This window comes from Klebsiella sp. RCJ4 (assembly GCF_009025755.1).
Taxonomy (GTDB): Bacteria; Pseudomonadota; Gammaproteobacteria; order Enterobacterales; family Enterobacteriaceae; genus Klebsiella; species Klebsiella michiganensis.
The window spans coordinates 166,024-185,028 of the sequence record NZ_WCIN01000027.1; the positions used below are offsets into that span (position 1 = coordinate 166,024).

Here is a 19,005-nt window from a genome sequence, read left to right on the forward strand (position 1 = left end):
GATTGAACCGGAGAGAGCAAGAATATCTAATTATCGGCGCTTTAAAGATATGCTCGTTATTTTTTTATGGTGCTTAAGTGCGCCAGGAATAGTTTCGCGTATATAACACTTCATATAATTTAATCAGCATGTATAGGGACTATCGAATGCTCAGATATACCCGTAATGCCCTGGTTCTGGGATCGCTGGTTTTACTTAGCGGCTGCGATAACGGATCCTCTTCTTCTTCCTCTGGAAATCCCGATACTCCTGGTAATCAGGATGTGGTTGTACGTTTACCTGACGTTGCCGTACCCGGCGAAGCGGCCACGGCGACAGAAAAGCAGGCGGTCATTCACCTGGTGGATATCGCCGGCATCACCAGCAGTAGCGCTGCGGACTACAGCAGTAAAAACCTCTACTTATGGAACAACGAAACCTGCGACGCGCTGAGCGCGCCGGTAGCGGACTGGAATGACGTCAGCACCACGCCGAGCGGCAGCGATAAATATGGCCCGTACTGGGTGATCCCGCTCAACAAAGAGAGCGGCTGTATTAACGTTATCGTTCGCGACGGCACCGATAAGCTGATCGATAGCGACCTGCGGGTGTCGTTTGGCGACTTTACCGATCGTACGGTATCGGTGATCGCCGGCAACAGCGCGGTCTATGACTCCCGCGCCGACGCCTTCCGCGCCGCTTTTGGCGTCGCGCTGGCCGAAGCCCACTGGGTCGATAAAAATACGCTGCTGTGGCCGGGCGGGCAGGATAAGCCCCTCGTGCGCCTCTACTACAGCCACAGCAGTAAAGTGGCGGCCGACGGCGAAGGCAAATTTACCGACCGCTACCTGAAACTGACGCCGACTACCGTCAGCCAGCAGGTCAGCATGCGCTTCCCGCACCTTTCCAGCTATGCGGCCTTTAAGCTGCCGGACAACGCCAACGTTGACGAGCTGCTGCAGGGCGAAACGGTCGCCATTGCCGCCGCAGAGGACGGGATCCTGATTTCCGCCACCCAGGTACAGACGGCGGGCGTGCTGGATGATACCTATGCCGAAGCGGCGGAAGCCCTGAGCTACGGCGCGCAGCTGGCCGACGGCGGCGTCACCTTCCGCGTCTGGGCGCCGACCGCTCAGCAGGTGGATGTGGTGGTCTACAGCGCGGACAAAAAAGTGATTGGCAGCCATCCGATGACCCGCGACAGCGCTTCCGGCGCGTGGTCGTGGCAGGGCGGTAGCGATCTGAAAGGCGCGTTCTACCGCTATGCGATGACGGTTTATCACCCGCAGTCGCGCAAGGTTGAACAGTACGAAGTCACCGATCCGTATGCGCATAGCCTGTCGACCAACTCGGAGTACAGCCAGGTGGTCGATCTCAACGACAGCGCCCTGAAGCCTGACGGCTGGGATAGCCTGACGATGCCGCATGCCCAGAAGACAAAAGCGGATTTAGCGAAGATGACGATTCATGAATCGCATATTCGCGATCTCTCCGCCTGGGACCAGACCGTTCCGGCCGAACTGCGCGGTAAATACCTTGCGCTGACCGCCGGCGACAGCAATATGGTGCAGCATCTGAAGAAGCTCTCCGCTTCAGGCGTCACGCACGTCGAACTGCTGCCGGTCTTCGATCTGGCGACGGTGAACGAGTTCAGCGACAAAGTCGCCGATATTCAGCAGCCGTTCAGCCGCCTGTGTGAAGTGAACAGCGCGGTGAAAAGCAGCGAGTTCGCCGGATACTGCGACAGCGGTTCCACCGTGGAAGAGGTGCTGAATCAGCTTAAGCAGAGCGATAGCCAGGATAATCCTCAGGTGCAGGCGCTGAATACGCTGGTGGCGCAGACCGACTCCTACAACTGGGGCTACGATCCGTTCCACTACACGGTTCCGGAAGGATCCTACGCGACCGATCCGGAAGGCACGACGCGCATCAAAGAGTTCCGCACCATGATTCAGGCGATCAAGCAGGATCTGGGGATGAACGTCATTATGGATGTGGTATACAACCACACCAACGCCGCGGGCCCGACCGACCGCACGTCGGTGCTGGATAAGATCGTACCCTGGTACTATCAGCGTCTGAATGAAATGACCGGCAGCGTTGAATCCGCCACCTGCTGTTCCGACTCTGCGCCGGAGCATCGGATGTTCGCCAAGCTGATCGCTGACTCGCTGGCGGTGTGGACCACGGACTATAAAATCGATGGCTTCCGCTTCGATCTGATGGGCTATCACCCGAAAGCGCAAATTCTCTCGGCGTGGGAGCGCATTAAGGCCCTGAACCCGGATATCTACTTCTTCGGCGAAGGCTGGGACTCGAACCAGAGCGACCGTTTTGAAATCGCCTCGCAGATCAACCTGAAAGGTACCGGCATCGGCACGTTCTCCGATCGCCTGCGCGACTCCGTGCGCGGCGGCGGCCCGTTCGATTCCGGCGATGCGCTGCGTCAGAACCAGGGCGTCGGCAGCGGCGCGGGCGTGTTGCCAAACGAACTCGCCAGCCTGAGCGATGACCAGGTGCGTCATCTGGCCGATCTGACCCGTCTGGGCATGGCCGGTAACCTCGCTGACTTTGTGATGATCGACAAAGACGGTGCGGTGAAGAAAGGCAGCGAAATTGACTATAACGGCGCGCCTGGCGGCTATGCCGCAGACCCGACGGAAGTCGTCAACTATGTTTCGAAGCACGACAACCAGACGCTGTGGGACATGATCAGCTATAAAGCGTCCCAGGAAGCCGACCTGGCGACCCGCGTTCGCATGCAGGCCGTTTCGCTGGCGACGGTGATGCTCGGGCAGGGGATCGCTTTCGACCAGCAGGGTTCTGAACTGCTGCGCTCGAAATCCTTTACCCGCGACTCCTACGACTCCGGCGACTGGTTCAACCGCGTGGATTATTCCCTGCAGGATAACAACTACAACGTTGGGATGCCGCGCATCAGCGATGACGGCAGCAACTATGACGTGATTACTCGCGTCAAAGAGATGGTTGCCACTCCGGGCGAAGCGGAGCTGAAGCAGATGACCGCGTTCTACCAGGAGCTGACCGAGCTGCGTAAATCCTCCCCGCTGTTCACCTTAGGCGACGGCAGCGCGGTGATGAAGCGCGTTGATTTCCGTAATACCGGTTCAGACCAGCAGGCCGGTCTGCTGATTATGACCGTGGATGACGGAGTGAAAGCGGGCGCCAGCCTGGATAGCCGTCTTGACGGCCTGGTGGTGGTGATTAACGCCGCGCCGGAAAGCCGTACGCTGAATGAGTTTGCCGGTGAAACGCTGCAGCTGAGCGCGATCCAGCAGGCGGCGGGCGAAAATTCGCTGGCAAACGGCGTGCAGATTGCCGCTGACGGCACGGTCACGCTGCCGGCATGGTCGGTGGCGGTGCTGGAAATGCCGCAGGGCGATGCCCAGGGCGCCGGGCTGCCGGTCAGCAGCAAGTAAGACCTGAACCTCCCGGCCCGCGGCGTCATAACCACGGGCCGGGATGGCGTGTCTTGATTAAGGAGAAGCCCGTGCTTGTTCGTCAGCAAGAGCCGTACCCGCAGTCCGCGCCCCCGACGGTAGTTGGAAAAATGGTGCAGATCCCCTATGTGACCGTACCGCTGTACGCCGCGCTGCTGATTGCGCTCGGCTGGTTCGGCGGCGAGCAGTGGCGGAATAAGCCCGAGCCGCAGCCGATAAGGCAGCCGGTAGCGCATGCGGCGTTAGTGCCGCTGAATCAACCGGCGGTCAAAACTGCCGTGACGGCGGTTAAAGCCGAGCCAGAAATGAAGGCTGAACCAGAAATAGCGATCGATGAAGATACTCTGCCGCCTCTGCGCTATAGCGCGCACGTCTACGCCTCGCTGGCGGAGAAACGCAGCATTGTATTAAACGGACAGTCCTGGAAGGAGGGCGACTCGCCGCTGCCGAACCTGGTTATTGAGCAGATTCAGCAGGATCTCACCGTATTTAGCTTCAACGGTAAAACGTTTACCCTCGCGGCGCTGGATGACTGGCCGGGCGGGGCGATTGAGGAGAGTCCGCAGGCTGAATAAAATAGTGCGAGCGGAATAAAAATAAGCGCTATTTATTGCCGCGCAGGCTATCAATAAATGGCGCCAGCTGGCGATTAAACTGGCTGCATTTTGTGGCTTCCGGGGTACTGTCCTGCTGGAGCTGTTGATATAGCTGCGCGCTGCGCTGGCTTAGCAGATTATCGTCAATATTCGCCCATCCGCGTTTTTTACCCACGTTTATTGCCGCACGATTAATCGCTTCATCGGCGGGCAGATCGCTGCGGTTGCATTTATTCTTCAGATAGCGCGCCCCGGCGGCGACGGAGGCGAGCTGCTCAAGCTGGGCCTGACCGCTCACGGCAGGACTGAGGGTTGTCGAACGATTTTGCTGACAGCCTGAGAGCAGGGCGACCGCCATAAGCGGGAATAGAATAAAGTTGCGCATAATATATTAATCGGAAAAATTAATTGGCTGACAGTTTAACAAATATTTGTCCGCAGTCATCAGAAAATCTGCCAAATTATCAATGTTAAGCGGCTCGCTTTTTTATCATTGTCGTCTTTTAAATTTGTTTTTCTTTCACCTGCATGATTTTTCTTTTATGGCGGAAATACTATTTTCCGGCGTTGCCGTTCCGCTTTCTTTTGGCGGCATGTAGAAGGATACGGACGGACATGTTTATGTTGTTAAAAAACATAATAATTTCCCTTTTGTTACCTGATGAGCATGTAAAATGCTGGTTAAGAATGTCGCGGTTTAGTGCTATCCTGTATCGCCTGGACAACAAGTACCGTGTCCCGAACTATTCTGTCGATGAAGCCGGTAACAATGTGATTTGTATGGTGAATTTTTAAAGTGAAAATCATGCGAGCGACATGATAACGCGTCGCGCAGTTCATAAATGGTCGCCTGAAAGCCAAAACGGTCGGGCGTCAATTTGAGAGATTTCTTCTTTCCCCCAATCGGGGAAACATTGAGAATCAGGCCTTTACGCCTGTAAGTTGCGGAGAAAAAGCATGGCGGGAGATGACCGCGAGCCGATCGGACGTAAGGGGAGACCCTCGCGCCCGGCAAAACAAAAGGTAACTCGCCGTCGGGTCCGGGAAGAGGACTACGACGACGATTACGATGATGATGACTATGAGGATGAAAAACCGATGCCGCGGAAAGGAAAAGGCAAAGGCGGTAAACCCCCTCGTCGTAAACGCGCCTGGCTATGGCTGCTGATTAAGATTGGGGTCGTCTGCGCGGTGTTGATTGCCGCCTATGGCGTCTACCTCGATCAGAAAATCCGCAGCCGCATCGACGGTAAAGTCTGGGATCTGCCCGCGGCGGTTTATGGCCGGATGGTCAACCTTGAGCCGGATATGCAGATCAGCAAAAACGAAATGGTGCGCCTGCTCAACGCCACGCAGTATCGTCAGGTGAGCGCGATGACGCGCCCGGGCGAATACACGGTACAGGCCAACAGTATCGAGATGATCCGCCGTCCGTTCGATTTCCCGGACAGTAAAGAAGGGCAGGTGCGCGCGCGTCTGACCTTTAATGGCGATCGTCTGGACACTATCGAGAATATGGATAACAACCGCCAGTTCGGTTTCTTCCGTCTCGATCCGCGCCTGATCACCATGCTGCAATCGGCCAACGGCGAACAGCGTCTGTTTGTTAAGCGCAACGGCTTCCCGGATCTGCTGGTCGATACCCTGCTGGCGACGGAAGACCGCCATTTCTACGAACACGACGGCATCAGCCTCTACTCGATTGGCCGCGCGGTGCTGGCGAACCTGACCGCCGGGCGTACGGTGCAGGGCGCGAGTACGCTGACCCAGCAGCTGGTGAAGAACCTGTTCCTCTCCAGCGAACGTTCGTACTGGCGTAAGATTAATGAAGCCTATATGGCGCTGATCGTCGATGCCCGCTACAGCAAGGATCGTATCCTTGAGCTGTATATGAACGAAGTGTACCTCGGCCAGAGCGGCGATAACGAGATCCGCGGCTTCCCGCTGGCGAGCCTCTATTACTTTGGTCGTCCGGTGGAAGAGCTGAGCCTCGATCAGCAGGCGCTGCTGGTGGGGATGGTAAAAGGCGCGTCGGTCTATAACCCGTGGCGTAACCCGAAGCTGGCGCTGGAGCGACGCAATCTCGTGCTGCGTCTGCTGCAGCAGCAGCAGGTTATCGATCAGGAGCTGTATGACATGCTCAGCGCGCGTCCGCTGGGCGTACAGCCGCGCGGCGGGGTGATCTCTCCGCAGCCGGCGTTTATGCAGATGGTACGCCAGGAGCTGCAGGCGAAACTGGGCGACAAAGTGAAAGATCTCTCCGGCGTGAAGATCTTTACCACCTTCGACTCGGTCGCGCAGGACGCGGCGGAAAAAGCGGCGACGGAAGGTATTCCGGCGCTGAAGAAACAGCGTAAGCTGCCGGATCTGGAAACCGCGATGGTGGTGGTCGACCGCTTCACCGGCGAGGTGCGGGCGATGGTCGGCGGCGCGGAGCCGCAGTTTGCCGGCTATAACCGCGCGATGCAGGCGCGTCGTTCAATTGGTTCACTGGCAAAACCGGCGACCTATCTGACCGCGCTAAGCCAGCCGAACCAGTATCGTCTCAATACCTGGATTGCCGATGCGCCTATCTCGATTCGCCTGTCTAATGGCCAGACGTGGTCGCCGCAGAACGACGATCGTCGCTACAGCGATAGCGGTAAAGTGATGCTGGTTGACGCGCTGACGCGTTCAATGAACGTGCCGACGGTGAACCTTGGGATGGCGCTGGGTCTGCCGGCGGTGGTCGATACCTGGACTAAGCTGGGCGCGCCGAAGAATCAGCTGAACGCCGTGCCGTCTATGCTGCTGGGGGCGCTGAACCTGACGCCGATTGAAGTGGCGCAGGCGTTCCAGACCATTGCCAGCGGGGGTAACCGCGCACCGCTGTCCGCGCTGCGTTCCGTTATTGCTGAAGATGGTACCGTGCTCTATCAGAGCTATCCGCAGGCGGAACGCGCGGTGCCGGCGCAGGCGGCGTATATGACGCTGTGGACCATGCAGCAGGTGGTGCAGCGCGGTACCGGTCGCCAGCTGGGCGCGAAGTATCCGGGCCTGCATCTGGCGGGTAAAACCGGGACCACCAACAACAACGTTGATACCTGGTTTGCCGGTATTGACGGCGGTCAGGTGACCATTACCTGGGTGGGTCGCGATAATAACCAGCCGACCAAGCTGTACGGCGCCAGCGGCGCGATGTCAATTTATCAGCGCTACCTGGCTAACCAGACGCCGACGCCGCTGGTGCTGACTCCGCCTGAAGACGTGGTGGATATGGGCGTCGATGGCAGCGGTAACTTTGTCTGCAGCGGCGGCATGCGCTCGCTGCCGGTATGGACGACCTCGCCGGACGCGCTGTGCCGCCAGGGCGAACAGATCCAACAGCAGCAGCTTGAGCAGCAGCAGGCGAATAACCCGTTCAATCAGTCCGGGCAGCAGCCGCAGCAGCAAAATCAGCAGCAGCAACCGCCGAAGCAGGAGAAGAGCGATGGCGTAGCGGGCTGGATTAAGGATATGTTCGGCAGCAATTAACCCGCCGCTGCATCCTGTAAACCGGCGCTTTGTCGGTTGAATGGAGGCGGAAATATAGGCCCTCTACTACTCCGGTAGTAGAGGGCCTTTTTATCTCTGTCATTTAATTAACAGCCGTTTAACCCCACACTTACCGTCTGGTTATTTATTCATCCTTTGATCGCTCACAGGGGGCATATTTCTTGCCTTGCCGCGCGCGTTTCGCCTATTATGTCACTCGTTATAATAATAATTCTCGTTTACGTTATCATTCACTTCTATTAGAGATATACCCATGGCGCGTCTTAAAACTGCTCAGCCAAATCACTCGCTGCGTAAAATCGCAGTTGTAGTAGCCACGGCGGTTAGCGGCATGTCTGTTTATGCACAGGCGGCAGTTGAACCGAAAGAAGAAACCATTACCGTCACCGCCGCTCCGGCCCCGCAGGAGAGCGCCTGGGGACCGGCAGCGACCATCGCGGCGAAACATTCGGCTACCGCAACAAAAACCGATACCCCCATCGAAAAAACGCCGCAGTCTATTTCCGTGGTGACCCGTCAGGAAATGGAGATGAAGCAGCCGACGACGGTGAAAGAAGCGCTGGCCTATACGCCGGGCGTATTCTCGACTCGCGGCAGCTCAACCACCTATGATGTGGTGACGATTCGTGGTTTCACCACGTCGACAACGGTGAATACCAACCAGTATCTGGATGGGATGAAGCTGCAGGGTAATAACTATTCCGAAGTATCGATGGACCCTTATTTCCTCGAACGTGTTGAGGTGATGCGCGGGCCAACGTCGGTGCTGTACGGCAACAGCAACCCTGGCGGTATCGTCAGCATGGTCAGCAAGCGTCCGACCACTGAGCCGCTGAAAGAAATCCAGTTTAAAATGGGCACCGATAATCTGTGGCAGACGGGATTTGATTTCAGCGACGCCATTGATGATGACGGCGTGTGGTCATATCGTCTGACCGGTTTGGGCCGCAGCCAGGACGCCCAGCAGCAAATGGCGAAGTCTACCCGTTACGCGGTCGCCCCCTCCTTTAGCTGGCGTCCGGATGACAAAACGGACTTCACTTTCCTGAGTAATTTCCAGAGCGATCCGTATGCCGGATATTACGGCTGGCTGCCGCGTGAAGGGACGGTGGTGCCGTATTACGACGCCAACGGTAAGGCGCATAAGCTGCCGACGGACTTTAACGAAGGCGAGGCGGATAATAAGATGTCCCGCCGTCAGCAGATGGTGGGCTACAGCTTCTCGCATCAGTTTGATGATACTTTCACCGTACGTCAGAACCTGCGTTATGCCAACGTCCATACCCTCTACCGTTCGGTCTACGGCAACGGATATACGCCGACAGGCAAAATCAACCGTGCGTATGTTCGCTCTGATGAGAACCTTAATACGTTTACCGTTGATACTCAGCTGCAGTCTGATTTCGCTACCGGCGCGGTAGGGCACACTCTGTTAACCGGCGTGGATTATTCGCGCATGCGCAATGATGTGAAAGCCGATTACGGGACGGCTTCCGCGCTTGACATGCAGAACCCGCAGTACGGCAATGCAAACGTTAGCGTTAACTTCCCCTATTCAGTGCTGAACCGTATGGAGCAGACCGGTCTCTATGCCCAGGATCAGATGGCGTGGGATAAGTGGGTGATGACGCTGGGGGGCCGCTACGACTATGCGATGGCTTCAACCCTGACGCGCCCTGCGAATACCCTCGCCAAAAATCACGATCAGCAGTTCACCTGGCGCGGCGGTATTAACTATCTGTTTGATAATGGTATCTCGCCATACTTCAGCTACAGCCAGTCTTTTGAGCCGGTTTCCGGATCGTCGCGGGATGGCAAACCCTTCGATGCTTCCCACGGCGAACAGTATGAAGCCGGGGTGAAGTACGTACCGAAGGATATGCCGGTCGTGCTGACCGCCGCGGTATATCAGCTGACCAAAGATAAAAACCTGACGGCGGATCCGAACAACGCCTCGTTCAGCATCCAGACGGGCGAAATCCGCTCTCGCGGGATTGAGCTGGAGGCGAAGGCGGCGGTTAACGCCAACGTCAACGTGACGGCTTCCTATACCTATACCGACGCTCAATACCAGCATGACACCACCTTTAACGGCAAGCGTCCGGCGGAAGTGCCGCGCAACATGGCGTCGCTGTGGGCGGACTACACCTTCCACGAAACCGCGCTGAGCGGCCTGACGGTGGGTGCCGGGGCGCGCTATGTCGGTTCAACGGTAAGCTATTACAAAAACGATACTTCGACGGGGAAAAAAGATGACGCCTTCAACGTCGCGGGCTACGCGTTAATGGATGCCACCGTGAAATATGATTTAGCGCGCTTTGGTCTGCCGGGTTCGTCGATCGGGGTCAACGTCAACAACCTGTTCGATCGCGAATACGTTTCCAGCTGCTATAGCGAGTACGCATGCTACTGGGGCGCTGAGCGCCAGGTTGTGGCGACCGCGACTTTCCGTTTCTAACCACTTAACGGGCGCGGTTCGCCGCGCCTCTGACCAGGTTCCGTTATGCAGGAAATCACTCCGCACTCCGATACGACGTTTTCACTGGACCGCGTGACCTTCCGCGTGCCCGGCCGAACGCTGCTGCATCCTCTGTCGTTAACCTTCCCGGCGGGAAAAGTCACGGGCCTGATTGGCCATAACGGCTCCGGCAAATCGACGCTGCTGAAAATGCTTGGCCGCCATCAGGCGCCCTCAGACGGGGAGGTTTTGCTCGACGGTCAGCCGCTCGACAGCTGGGGCAGTAAAGCCTTTGCCCGCAAAGTGGCTTATCTGCCGCAGCAGCTGCCGCCGGCGGAAGGCATGACGGTGCGGGAGCTGGTGGCGATCGGCCGCTACCCGTGGCACGGAGCGCTGGGGCGTTTTGGCGCGGCGGATCGGGAGAAAGTGGAAGAGGCGATTGCGCTGGTCGGGCTAAAACCGCTGGCCCACCGGCTGGTGGACAGCCTCTCCGGCGGTGAACGCCAGCGCGCGTGGATTGCCATGCTGGTGGCTCAGGATAGCCGCTGCCTGCTGCTCGATGAACCTACCTCGGCGCTGGATATCGCCCACCAGGTGGATGTGCTGGCGCTGGTCCATCGCCTCAGCCAGCAGCGCGGGCTGACGGTGATCGCCGTACTGCATGATATCAATATGGCGGCGCGCTACTGCGACTATCTGGTTGCGCTGCGCGGCGGTGAGATGATCGCTCAGGGAACGCCCGCGGAGCTGATGCGCAGCGAAACCCTGGAACAAATTTACGGCATCCCGATGGGGATCCTGCCGCATCCGGCTGGCGCAGCGCCGGTAAGTTTTGTCTATTGATGGAAAACCTCACATTCATCACGCGGCGGCGCCTGCTGACCGCAATGGCGCTGTCGCCGCTGCTGTGGCAGATGCGCGGCGCGCGGGCGGCGGAAGTGGATCCGCAGCGTATTGTCGCGCTCGAATGGCTGCCGGTAGAGCTGCTGCTGGCGCTGGGCGTTACGCCCTACGGCGTTGCCGATATCCCTAACTACCGGCTGTGGGTCAATGAACCGGCGCTACCTGATTCGGTGATTGACGTCGGGCTGCGTACCGAGCCCAATCTGGAGCTGCTGACGCAGATGAAGCCGTCGTTTCTGGTCTGGTCGGCGGGATACGGCCCGTCGGCGGAAAAGCTGGCGCGTATTGCGCCCGGACGAGGATTCACCTTCAGCGACGGCAAGCGCCCGCTGATGATGGCTCAGCAGTCGCTTGGCGAAATGGCTGATCTGATCGGCAGACAGCGGGAAGCGAAGCGCCATCTGGCGGAATTTGACGCCCTGATGGAGAGCCTGCGACCGCGCTTTGCCCGCCGCGGCGATCGTCCGCTGCTGATGATTACTCTGCTTGATAGCCGTCACGTGCTGGTTTTTGCGCAAAACAGCCTGTTCCAGGAGGTGCTCGACCGCTTTGCCATCAAAAATGCCTGGCAGGGCGAAACCACCTTCTGGGGCAGCGTCACCGTCGGTATTGACCGGCTGGCGGCCTACAGAGACGCCGACGTTATCTGCTTCGATCACGGCAATGCGCGGGAGATGGCGCAGCTTATGGCGACGCCGCTGTGGCGAGCGATGCCGTTTGTTCGCGCAGGGCGTTTTCAGCGCGTCCCGGCGGTGTGGTTCTATGGCGCGACGCTATCGGCGATGCATTTTGCCCGCGTGCTGGCCGACGCTCAGGGAGGCCCGGCGTGAGATCGCGAATTTCGCCTTTGGCGACATCACTGCTGTTGACGCTCCTTCTCGTCGCCGCTGCGCTGACGCTGTTCAACCTCAACGTGGCGCTGCCGCGAAGCGAATGGGGGCAGGCGCTGTGGCAGCCGAATATCGATAATATCGCTCAGATGCTGTTCCACTACAGCCTGCTGCCGCGGCTGGCGATATCGCTGCTGGTCGGCGCCGGGCTGGGGCTGGTGGGCGTGCTGTTCCAGCAGGTGCTACGTAACCCGCTGGCGGAGCCGACGACGCTCGGCGTGGCGACCGGGGCGCAGCTGGGCATGACGGTCACCACGCTGTGGGCGATTCCTGGCGTGCTGGCGTCGCAGTTCGCCGCGCTGGCCGGGGCGTGCATTGTCGGCGCGCTGGTGTTTGGCGTGTCGTGGGGCAAACGCCTCTCGCCGGTGACGTTGATTCTGGCAGGGCTGGTGGTGAGCCTGTACTGCGGCGCGCTTAATCAACTAATGGCTATTTTCCATCACGATCGGCTGCAAAGTATGTTCCTGTGGAGTACCGGTACCCTGACGCAGACCGACTGGAGCGTGGTGCAGCGGCTGTGGCCGCAGCTGCTGGGCGGAGCGATTTTAACGCTGCTGCTGCTGCGTCCGCTGACCCTGATGGGGCTGGACGACGGCGTGGCGCGCAACCTCGGACTGGCGCTCTCGCTGGCGCGGCTGGGGGCGTTGACCCTGGCGATTATCATTAGCGCCCTGTTGGTGAATGCGGTGGGGATTATTGGCTTTATCGGCCTGTTCGCGCCGCTGCTGGCGAAGATGCTGGGCGCGCGTCGCCTCCTCTCGCGCCTGCTGCTGGCGGCCCTGATTGGCGCGCTGCTGCTGTGGCTCTCCGATCAGGTTATCCTCTGGCTGGCCCGGGTGTGGATGGAGATCTCCACCGGTTCGGTGACCGCGCTGATTGGCGCGCCGCTGCTGCTATGGCTGCTGCCGCGCCTGCGCAGCATTAGCGCGCCGGTGATGAACGGTGGCGATAGCGTGCTGGCTGAACGGCAACATGTGCTGTGGTTCGCGCTGGGCGGGCTGGCGATTCTGCTGCTGGCCATCGTCGCGGCGCTGGCTTTCGGCCGCGACGCGCAGGGCTGGCACTGGGCCAGCGGTACGCTACTGGATGAGCTAATGCCCTGGCGCTGGCCGCGCATTCTGGCGGCGCTGTTCGCTGGCGTGATGCTGGCGGTGGCGGGCTGCATTATCCAGCGCTTAACCGGTAATCCGATGGCCAGTCCGGAAGTGCTCGGGATCAGCTCGGGCGCGGCGTTTGGCGTGGTGGTGATGCTGTTCTTCGTGCCGGGAAATGCCTTTGGCTGGCTGCTGCCCGCCGGTAGCCTCGGCGCGGCGGCGACGCTGCTGGTCATTCTGATTGCCGCCGGACGCGGCGGGTTCTCGCCGCATCGCATGCTGCTGGCGGGGATGGCGCTGAGCACGGCGTTTACCATGCTGCTGATGATGCTGCAGGCCAGCGGCGATCCGCGAATGGCGCAGATCCTGACGTGGATTTCCGGCTCAACCTACAGCGCCACGCCGGAGCTCGTGATGCGCAGCGGCGCGGTGATGCTTATTCTGCTGGCGCTGACTCCGCTTTGCCGACGCTGGTTGACGATTCTGCCGCTGGGCGGCGAGGCGGCGAGGGCGGTCGGGATGGCGCTGACGCCGTCACGTATCGGGCTGCTGCTGCTGGCGGCATGTCTGACCGCGGCCGCAACCCTAACGATTGGCCCGCTCAGCTTCGTGGGGTTAATGGCGCCGCATATTGCGCGTATGATGGGATTCCGGCGTACGATGCCGCATATGGCGATCTCCGGCCTGATTGGCGGAGCGCTGCTGGTGTTCGCCGACTGGTGCGGCCGGATGCTGATGTTCCCGTACCAAATCCCGGCAGGATTGCTGTCGACGTTTATCGGCGCGCCGTACTTTATCTATCTGTTGAGAAAGCAGAGCCGGTAGCGTTTCACCATCGCGATGCCCGGCGGGCGTCGCGATGTTATACCCTTTTTGCCCGGATTCAGTTGGGACTAACTGCGGAATTCTGCAACTGCTCTAATTCGTTTTCCGTCACTTCCGTGAGCTGGATAACCAGCGATCGCTCCATGCCGTTTTCCAGCATCCGGTTGGCAATTTTTAGTCGAGCCTTTGCCTCACCCTTTTCCTGGCCCCATTCAATAAAAAGCTCTTTGCCGTTTTTTTCCAGCCATTCGTCCAGCGTTTCCATCGACTCCTCCTGCGGTATATGACTTACCAGTCCATTGAAAAAAGCCTTAGGGTTTTCGGTGTGACCGCGCTGCCCCATATAGCTAAATAACACTTTTAGCTGCTCGGCGGTAGTGTATCCCGCGTTAAGCAGAATCCCCAATTGCTCGAGCAGCAACATGAGATCCCGCTGGCGAATATGCTTTTGCAGGAGCTCCAGGATCGCAATACGCCGATGCTGCATAATCGCGTTATCAGGTATCACCGTGATATCGACCAGCGGAAAAGGGCGGTTGTAGATTATTTTTGCCCACTCCGGCAAGTCGAACATACTGTACCAGTTCATTGAGAAGGGGTAGGGCGAGGTTTTGCCCTGATAAAACAAAATGGGAACAACCAACGGGCCCGCTTCCAGATGGTGCTGCATGGCGGCGACGCTATAGCGCATGAGACGAAACGGCATCTGCTTGTCCGGTGAGCTTTGATGCTCAATAAGCACATGGATATAGCCCGTCTTATTATTGATTTCCAATGAGTACAGCACGTCGGAATAGTAAGCCCGCAGATCTTCTTCAATAAAACTACCTGATTCCAGCTGAAGCGTGTTGAGATCGCACAGCGAGCGCAGGTCTGCCGGAAGATGGATATCAATAAAGTCTCTGGCGGTATCGATATGGGCCAGTAGCTGTTTAAAAATGGCGTCATGCGGTGTAGGGGACGATTGTGTTGTCATTCTGAGCAATCCTTGCGGCTGAGTTTCCGCTGAGAATCTGCTTTTGCCTGCCCATTGTCTGCCGACGATTTTGGGTTCTACGAGGCGGGATGATGACAATCTTTCGAGGCGATCGCGTTTGCATCTTGTTATGCGTGGGCCGACGCAAAATGATGCTTTTAAACAAGATGCGTATTGCCGGGGCAGGGGGGCCCCGGCGTTGAGGTTACAGCTTCGCGAAGGCGTTACGCGCGGCGGCGACGGTGTTGTCGATATCTTCTTCGCTATGGGCGATGGACATAAAGCCCGCTTCAAACGCCGACGGCGCCAGGTAGACGCCCTCTTCCAGCATCAGGTGGAAGAAGCGTTTAAACCGCTCGACATCGCATTTGACCACGTCCTGGTAGCAGGTCACGGTTGGCGCGTCGGTAAAGAAAATGCCGAACATGCCGCCGACGTTATTCACCACCAGCGGAATACCGGCATCGCGCGCGGCGTCCAGCAGACCCTGGGCCAGCTGGTTAGTGAGCTCGGTTAGCGTCTCGTGCACGCCGGGCTGCGCCACTTCGGTCAGGCAAGCGAAACCTGCCGCCATCGCGATGGGGTTGCCGGAGAGGGTGCCTGCCTGATAAACCGGGCCGGTCGGCGCCAGGGCATCCATCACCTCACGACGACCGCCGAATGCGCCAACCGGCATACCGCCGCCGATGATTTTGCCAAGGCAGGTCAGATCCGGCACAACGCCGTAGTAATCCTGCGCGCCGGCCAGCGCCACGCGGAAGCCGGTCATGACTTCATCAATAATCAGCAGCGCGCCGAACTCGTCGCACAGCGCGCGCAGGCCCGGCAGAAACTCCGGCTGCGGCGGGATGCAGTTCATATTACCGGCTACCGGCTCAACGATGATGCAGGCGATATTCTGCGGATACTGTTCGAACGCGGCGCGAACCGAGGACAGATCGTTATAGGTGCAAGTCAGGGTGTGTTTGGCGAAATCCGCCGGCACGCCCGGCGAGTTCGGCTGGCCGAGCGTCAGCGCGCCTGAGCCGGCTTTTACCAGCAGGCAGTCGGCGTGGCCGTGGTAGCAGCCTTCGAACTTGATAATTTTGTCACGGCCGGTGAAGCCGCGGGCCAGGCGAATGGCGCTCATGGTGGCTTCGGTACCGGAGTTCACCATGCGGACCATATCCATGGTCGGGACCAGCTCGGTGACCAGCGCCGCCATTTTAACTTCCATCTCCGTCGGCGCGCCAAAGCTCAGGCCGCGTTCGGCGGCTTCAATGACCGCGTTGCGGATGGCCGGATGGTTATGACCCAGCACCATTGGGCCCCAGGAGCCGACATAATCGATATATGCTTTACCATCAACGTCGTAAAGGTAAGCGCCGTCGGCGCGCTCGATAAACAGCGGCGTACCGCCGACGCCGGTGAACGCACGTACCGGAGAGTTCACGCCGCCGGGAATAAGTTCACGCGCAGCGTTATACAGATTTTCAGATTTGCTCATTGCCAGGGTCCTGGTTCGTGAAAAATGTTTTGTCGACTATTCTAAGTTATTCCAGGAAGGTTATGAAAGTTTTGCCCAATTGAAACAATGGGGTCACGGCGCATTTTTTTGACGACGGAGCCTGTCCGGTTGGCTAGAATGACCTTCTTTCTATTTGTATTACTTATTATTGATAATGGCATGAAAGCAGAAAACCCCTCTTCTTCAGCACATCAGTTCGTACGCGTTCGCCGCAGCGATGCCGTGCGTCGGTTGATTCAGCGTGATAAAACGCCGCTGGCGGTGTTATTAATGGCGGCCGTTGTCGGCACGCTGGCGGGGCTGATCGGCGTCGCGTTTGAAAAAAGCGTCAACTGGGTGCAGAACCTGCGCATAGGCGCGCTGGTAGAGGTGGCGGACCACTGGTTTCTGGTCTGGCCGCTGGCCTTTATCCTCTCCGCTTTGCTGGCGATGGTGGGCTATTTTCTCGTCCGTCGTTTTGCGCCGGAAGCGGGCGGATCCGGGATCCCGGAAATTGAAGGCGCGCTGGAGGAGCTGCGTCCCGTTCGCTGGTGGCGCGTACTGCCGGTGAAGTTTATCGGCGGCATGGGGACGCTGGGTGCGGGCATGGTGCTGGGGCGCGAAGGGCCGATGGTGCAGCTTGGGGGCAATCTTGGGCGCATGGTGGTGGACGTTTTTCGCATGCGCAGTCCGGAAGCGCGCCATACGCTGCTGGCGACCGGCGCCGCGGCGGGGCTCTCCGCCGCCTTTAACGCGCCGCTGGCCGGGATTCTGTTTATTATTGAAGAGATGCGCCCGCAGTTTCGCTACAACCTGATCTCCATTAAAGCCGTGTTTACCGGCGTCATTATGGCCACCATCGTCTTCCGTATCTTCAACGGCGATAAAGCGGTTATCGAGGTCGGTAAGCTCAGCAATGCGCCGGTCAACACCCTGTGGCTGTATTTGATCCTCGGGATGATTTTTGGCTGTGTTGGCCCGCTGTTTAATACGCTGGTGCTGCGCACCCAGGATATGTTCCAGCGGCTCCACGGCGGCAACATTAAAAAATGGGTGCTGATTGGCGGCCTGATCGGCGGAAGCTGCGGCGTGCTGGGTCTGATTCAGCCGGCGGCGTCCGGCGGCGGGTTTAACCTGATTCCCATCGCCGCGGCGGGCAATTTTTCCGTCGGCCTGCTGCTGTTTATTTTTATCGCGCGGGTGATTACCACGCTGCTTTGCTTCTCTTCCGGCGCGCCTGGCGGTATCTTTGCGCCGATGCTGGCGCTGGGGACGCTGCTGGGCACGGCGTTTGGCATGGCGGCGACGCCGCTGTTTCCGGCCTATCATCTGGATGCCGGCACCTTTGCCATCGCCGGGATGGGGGCGCTGCTAGCCGCCTCGGTTCGCGCGCCGTTGACCGGCATCGTGCTGGTGCTGGAGATGACCGATAACTATCAGCTCATTTTGCCAATGATTATTACCTGTCTCGGCGCAACACTATTGGCACAATTCCTCGGCGGTAAGCCTTTATACTCGACTATTCTGCAGCGCACCCTTGCAAAACAAAAGGCGGAACAGGAAGCAAAGGCGCAGCCGGTCGGCGGGGAGAATACTTGAACGATTTACTCGGGTATTGGATAATGGCTCAAAAGGTCGGGTTATTCTTTAACCGGTCAGAAGTATCAATGGGAGCATAAAATGAGTGATGACGTAGCGTTGCCGCTGGAGTTTACCGAAGCCGCGGCGATTAAAGTAAAAGACCTGATTGCGGATGAAGACAATCCGAACCTGAAACTGCGCGTGTACATCACCGGTGGTGGCTGCAGCGGTTTCCAGTACGGCTTTACCTTCGACGATCAGGTTAACGAAGGCGATATGACTATCGAGAAGCAGGGCGTCGGCCTGGTGGTTGACCCAATGAGCCTGCAGTATCTGGTCGGCGGCGCCGTCGATTATACCGAAGGTCTGGAAGGCTCGCGTTTTATCGTGACCAACCCGAATGCGAAAAGCACCTGCGGCTGCGGCTCCTCGTTCAGCGTCTAAAGATAGTGCGCCCGGGAGCCTCTTCTCCCCCGCCCTCTCATACAGCGAGAGGGCGCAAACGCTAAAAACGGTAACGTTAAGGTTACCGTTTTGCTTTTATTACCGTCCATTCTCATCAAGCGCGAACGTTGGCAGCTTCAGGTGCCAGCGGATGGCCGCCAGCCTGATGACCAGCGTGACCACCATACCTATCATCGCCGCGTTTTCTAACGGAACCTGAAAGGTGTAGTACGCCGTCGCATGCACGATGCCGCCAACGATGCAGGCCGTCGCGTAGATTTCCGTACGCAGAATCATCGGGATTTCACGCGCCAGCACGTCGCGGATGATCCCCCCGCCGACGCCGGTGACGACGCCCATGCAGACGGCCACCAGCGGTCCGCTATGGGCAAGAAAGGCTTTGTTAACGCCAATACCGACAAATACCGCCAGACCGACGGCGTCCAGCACCGGAAGCACCCATTTGGGTAACCGGCGCGGCTGGCGTACCAGCAGGATAGTGAACATGCTGGTGACCATCGCCACCACCAGATCGGTAGGGTCTTTAACCCAAAATACCGGGCCGTTAGCAAGGGCCATATCGCGAATGGTGCCACCGCCTACCGCGGTCACCACGCCTAATACCAGCACGCCGAAAGGGTCCATGCGCAGCTTTCCAGCCAGCAGAACGCCGGAGATGGCAAACACGGCGGTGCCAATAATATCCAGCCAATAGACAAGCATCGTCAGTTCCCACTTAGAGTCTATCCCATTAGGTTATTTTATTTGCCAGTTTGGC

Annotated in this window: 13 protein-coding genes; 9 read left to right on the plus strand and 4 right to left on the minus strand. The window is 58.4% G+C overall.

The features are described 5' to 3' along the window. The first annotated feature begins 146 nt into the window (after nt 1-146). Together pulA and gspB are read left to right on the plus strand one after the other, a co-directional pair. Nucleotides 147-3,419 (plus strand): pullulanase-type alpha-1,6-glucosidase, encoded by a 3,273-nt coding sequence (gene pulA / locus F8562_RS09280; RefSeq protein WP_014837434.1) that lies wholly within the window; start codon nt 147-149, stop codon nt 3,417-3,419. Nucleotides 3,420-3,490: 71 nt separating this feature from the next. Next, nucleotides 3,491-4,015 (plus strand): type II secretion system assembly factor GspB, encoded by a 525-nt coding sequence (gene gspB, locus F8562_RS09285; protein ID WP_014227982.1) that lies wholly within the window; start codon nt 3,491-3,493, stop codon nt 4,013-4,015. 28 nt (nt 4,016-4,043) lie between these two features. On the opposite strand, the gene pulS is transcribed toward gspB, so the two are convergent. Next, nucleotides 4,044-4,421, minus strand: a complete 378-nt coding sequence (gene pulS / locus F8562_RS09290) for a GspS family T2SS pilot lipoprotein variant PulS (protein ID WP_004098724.1) — start codon at nt 4,419-4,421, stop codon at nt 4,044-4,046. Nucleotides 4,422-4,993: 572 nt separating this feature from the next. Between pulS and mrcB the strand changes: the two genes are divergently transcribed. The 5 genes from mrcB (at nt 4,994) to fhuB (ending at nt 13,740) form a co-directional block, all read left to right on the plus strand. Then, nucleotides 4,994-7,549 carry a bifunctional glycosyl transferase/transpeptidase gene (mrcB, locus tag F8562_RS09295; RefSeq protein ID WP_014837437.1) on the plus strand — a complete coding sequence of 852 codons (2,556 nt, stop codon included), beginning with the start codon at nt 4,994-4,996 and terminating at the stop codon, nt 7,547-7,549. Between the two features lie 274 nt (nt 7,550-7,823). After that, nucleotides 7,824-10,028, plus strand: coding sequence for a ferrichrome porin FhuA (gene fhuA / locus F8562_RS09300; protein ID WP_094909462.1), 2,205 nt, complete (start codon nt 7,824-7,826; stop codon nt 10,026-10,028). Nucleotides 10,029-10,073: 45 nt separating this feature from the next. After that, nucleotides 10,074-10,871, plus strand: coding sequence for a Fe3+-hydroxamate ABC transporter ATP-binding protein FhuC (gene fhuC, locus F8562_RS09305; RefSeq protein WP_004098728.1), 798 nt, complete (start codon nt 10,074-10,076; stop codon nt 10,869-10,871). After that, on the plus strand, nt 10,871-11,761 hold the full coding sequence (gene fhuD / locus F8562_RS09310; RefSeq protein ID WP_014837439.1) for a Fe(3+)-hydroxamate ABC transporter substrate-binding protein FhuD: 891 nt from the start codon (nt 10,871-10,873) through the stop codon (nt 11,759-11,761). The genes fhuC and fhuD overlap by 1 nt, the downstream gene beginning before the upstream one ends. Next, nucleotides 11,758-13,740, plus strand: a complete 1,983-nt coding sequence (gene fhuB / locus F8562_RS09315; protein WP_014837440.1) for a Fe(3+)-hydroxamate ABC transporter permease FhuB — start codon at nt 11,758-11,760, stop codon at nt 13,738-13,740. Before fhuD ends, fhuB begins: the two co-directional genes overlap by 4 nt. Nucleotides 13,741-13,798: 58 nt before the next feature. Here the strand turns inward: fhuB and F8562_RS09320 are convergent, their stop codons facing one another. After that, nucleotides 13,799-14,716, minus strand: a complete 918-nt coding sequence (locus F8562_RS09320; RefSeq protein ID WP_094909461.1) for an Rpn family recombination-promoting nuclease/putative transposase — start codon at nt 14,714-14,716, stop codon at nt 13,799-13,801. A 205-nt stretch (nt 14,717-14,921) separates the two neighbouring features. Then, complete coding sequence (gene hemL, locus F8562_RS09325; protein WP_014837442.1) at nt 14,922-16,202, minus strand: glutamate-1-semialdehyde 2,1-aminomutase; 1,281 nt, start codon at nt 16,200-16,202, stop codon at nt 14,922-14,924. Between the two features lie 180 nt (nt 16,203-16,382). Between hemL and clcA the strand changes: the two genes are divergently transcribed. Both clcA and erpA read left to right on the plus strand, forming a co-directional pair. Next, on the plus strand, nt 16,383-17,801 hold the full coding sequence (gene clcA, locus F8562_RS09330) for a H(+)/Cl(-) exchange transporter ClcA (protein WP_032694441.1): 1,419 nt from the start codon (nt 16,383-16,385) through the stop codon (nt 17,799-17,801). Between the two features lie 81 nt (nt 17,802-17,882). Continuing rightward, nucleotides 17,883-18,227, plus strand: coding sequence for an iron-sulfur cluster insertion protein ErpA (gene erpA, locus F8562_RS09335; protein WP_004098733.1), 345 nt, complete (start codon nt 17,883-17,885; stop codon nt 18,225-18,227). A 99-nt stretch (nt 18,228-18,326) separates the two neighbouring features. Here the strand turns inward: erpA and F8562_RS09340 are convergent, their stop codons facing one another. Then, complete coding sequence (locus F8562_RS09340) at nt 18,327-18,950, minus strand: TRIC cation channel family protein (protein WP_009654554.1); 624 nt, start codon at nt 18,948-18,950, stop codon at nt 18,327-18,329. Between the last annotated feature and the right edge of the window lie 55 nt (nt 18,951-19,005).

What these genes read in the sequence shown, in the direction of transcription:
- fhuA (WP_094909462.1), top strand. Translation starts at nt 7,824, where the DNA reads ATGGCGCGTCTTAAAACTGCTCAGCCAAATCACTCGCTGCGTAAAATC.
- pulA (WP_014837434.1), top strand. Translation starts at nt 147, where the DNA reads ATGCTCAGATATACCCGTAATGCCCTGGTTCTGGGATCGCTGGTTTTA.
- hemL (WP_014837442.1), bottom strand. Translation starts at nt 16,202, where the DNA reads ATGAGCAAATCTGAAAATCTGTATAACGCTGCGCGTGAACTTATTCCC.
- F8562_RS09320 (WP_094909461.1), bottom strand. Translation starts at nt 14,716, where the DNA reads ATGACAACACAATCGTCCCCTACACCGCATGACGCCATTTTTAAACAG.
- erpA (WP_004098733.1), top strand. Translation starts at nt 17,883, where the DNA reads ATGAGTGATGACGTAGCGTTGCCGCTGGAGTTTACCGAAGCCGCGGCG.
- fhuD (WP_014837439.1), top strand. Translation starts at nt 10,871, where the DNA reads ATGGAAAACCTCACATTCATCACGCGGCGGCGCCTGCTGACCGCAATG.
- F8562_RS09340 (WP_009654554.1), bottom strand. Translation starts at nt 18,950, where the DNA reads ATGCTTGTCTATTGGCTGGATATTATTGGCACCGCCGTGTTTGCCATC.
- mrcB (WP_014837437.1), top strand. Translation starts at nt 4,994, where the DNA reads ATGGCGGGAGATGACCGCGAGCCGATCGGACGTAAGGGGAGACCCTCG.
- fhuC (WP_004098728.1), top strand. Translation starts at nt 10,074, where the DNA reads ATGCAGGAAATCACTCCGCACTCCGATACGACGTTTTCACTGGACCGC.
- clcA (WP_032694441.1), top strand. Translation starts at nt 16,383, where the DNA reads ATGAAAGCAGAAAACCCCTCTTCTTCAGCACATCAGTTCGTACGCGTT.
- pulS (WP_004098724.1), bottom strand. Translation starts at nt 4,421, where the DNA reads ATGCGCAACTTTATTCTATTCCCGCTTATGGCGGTCGCCCTGCTCTCA.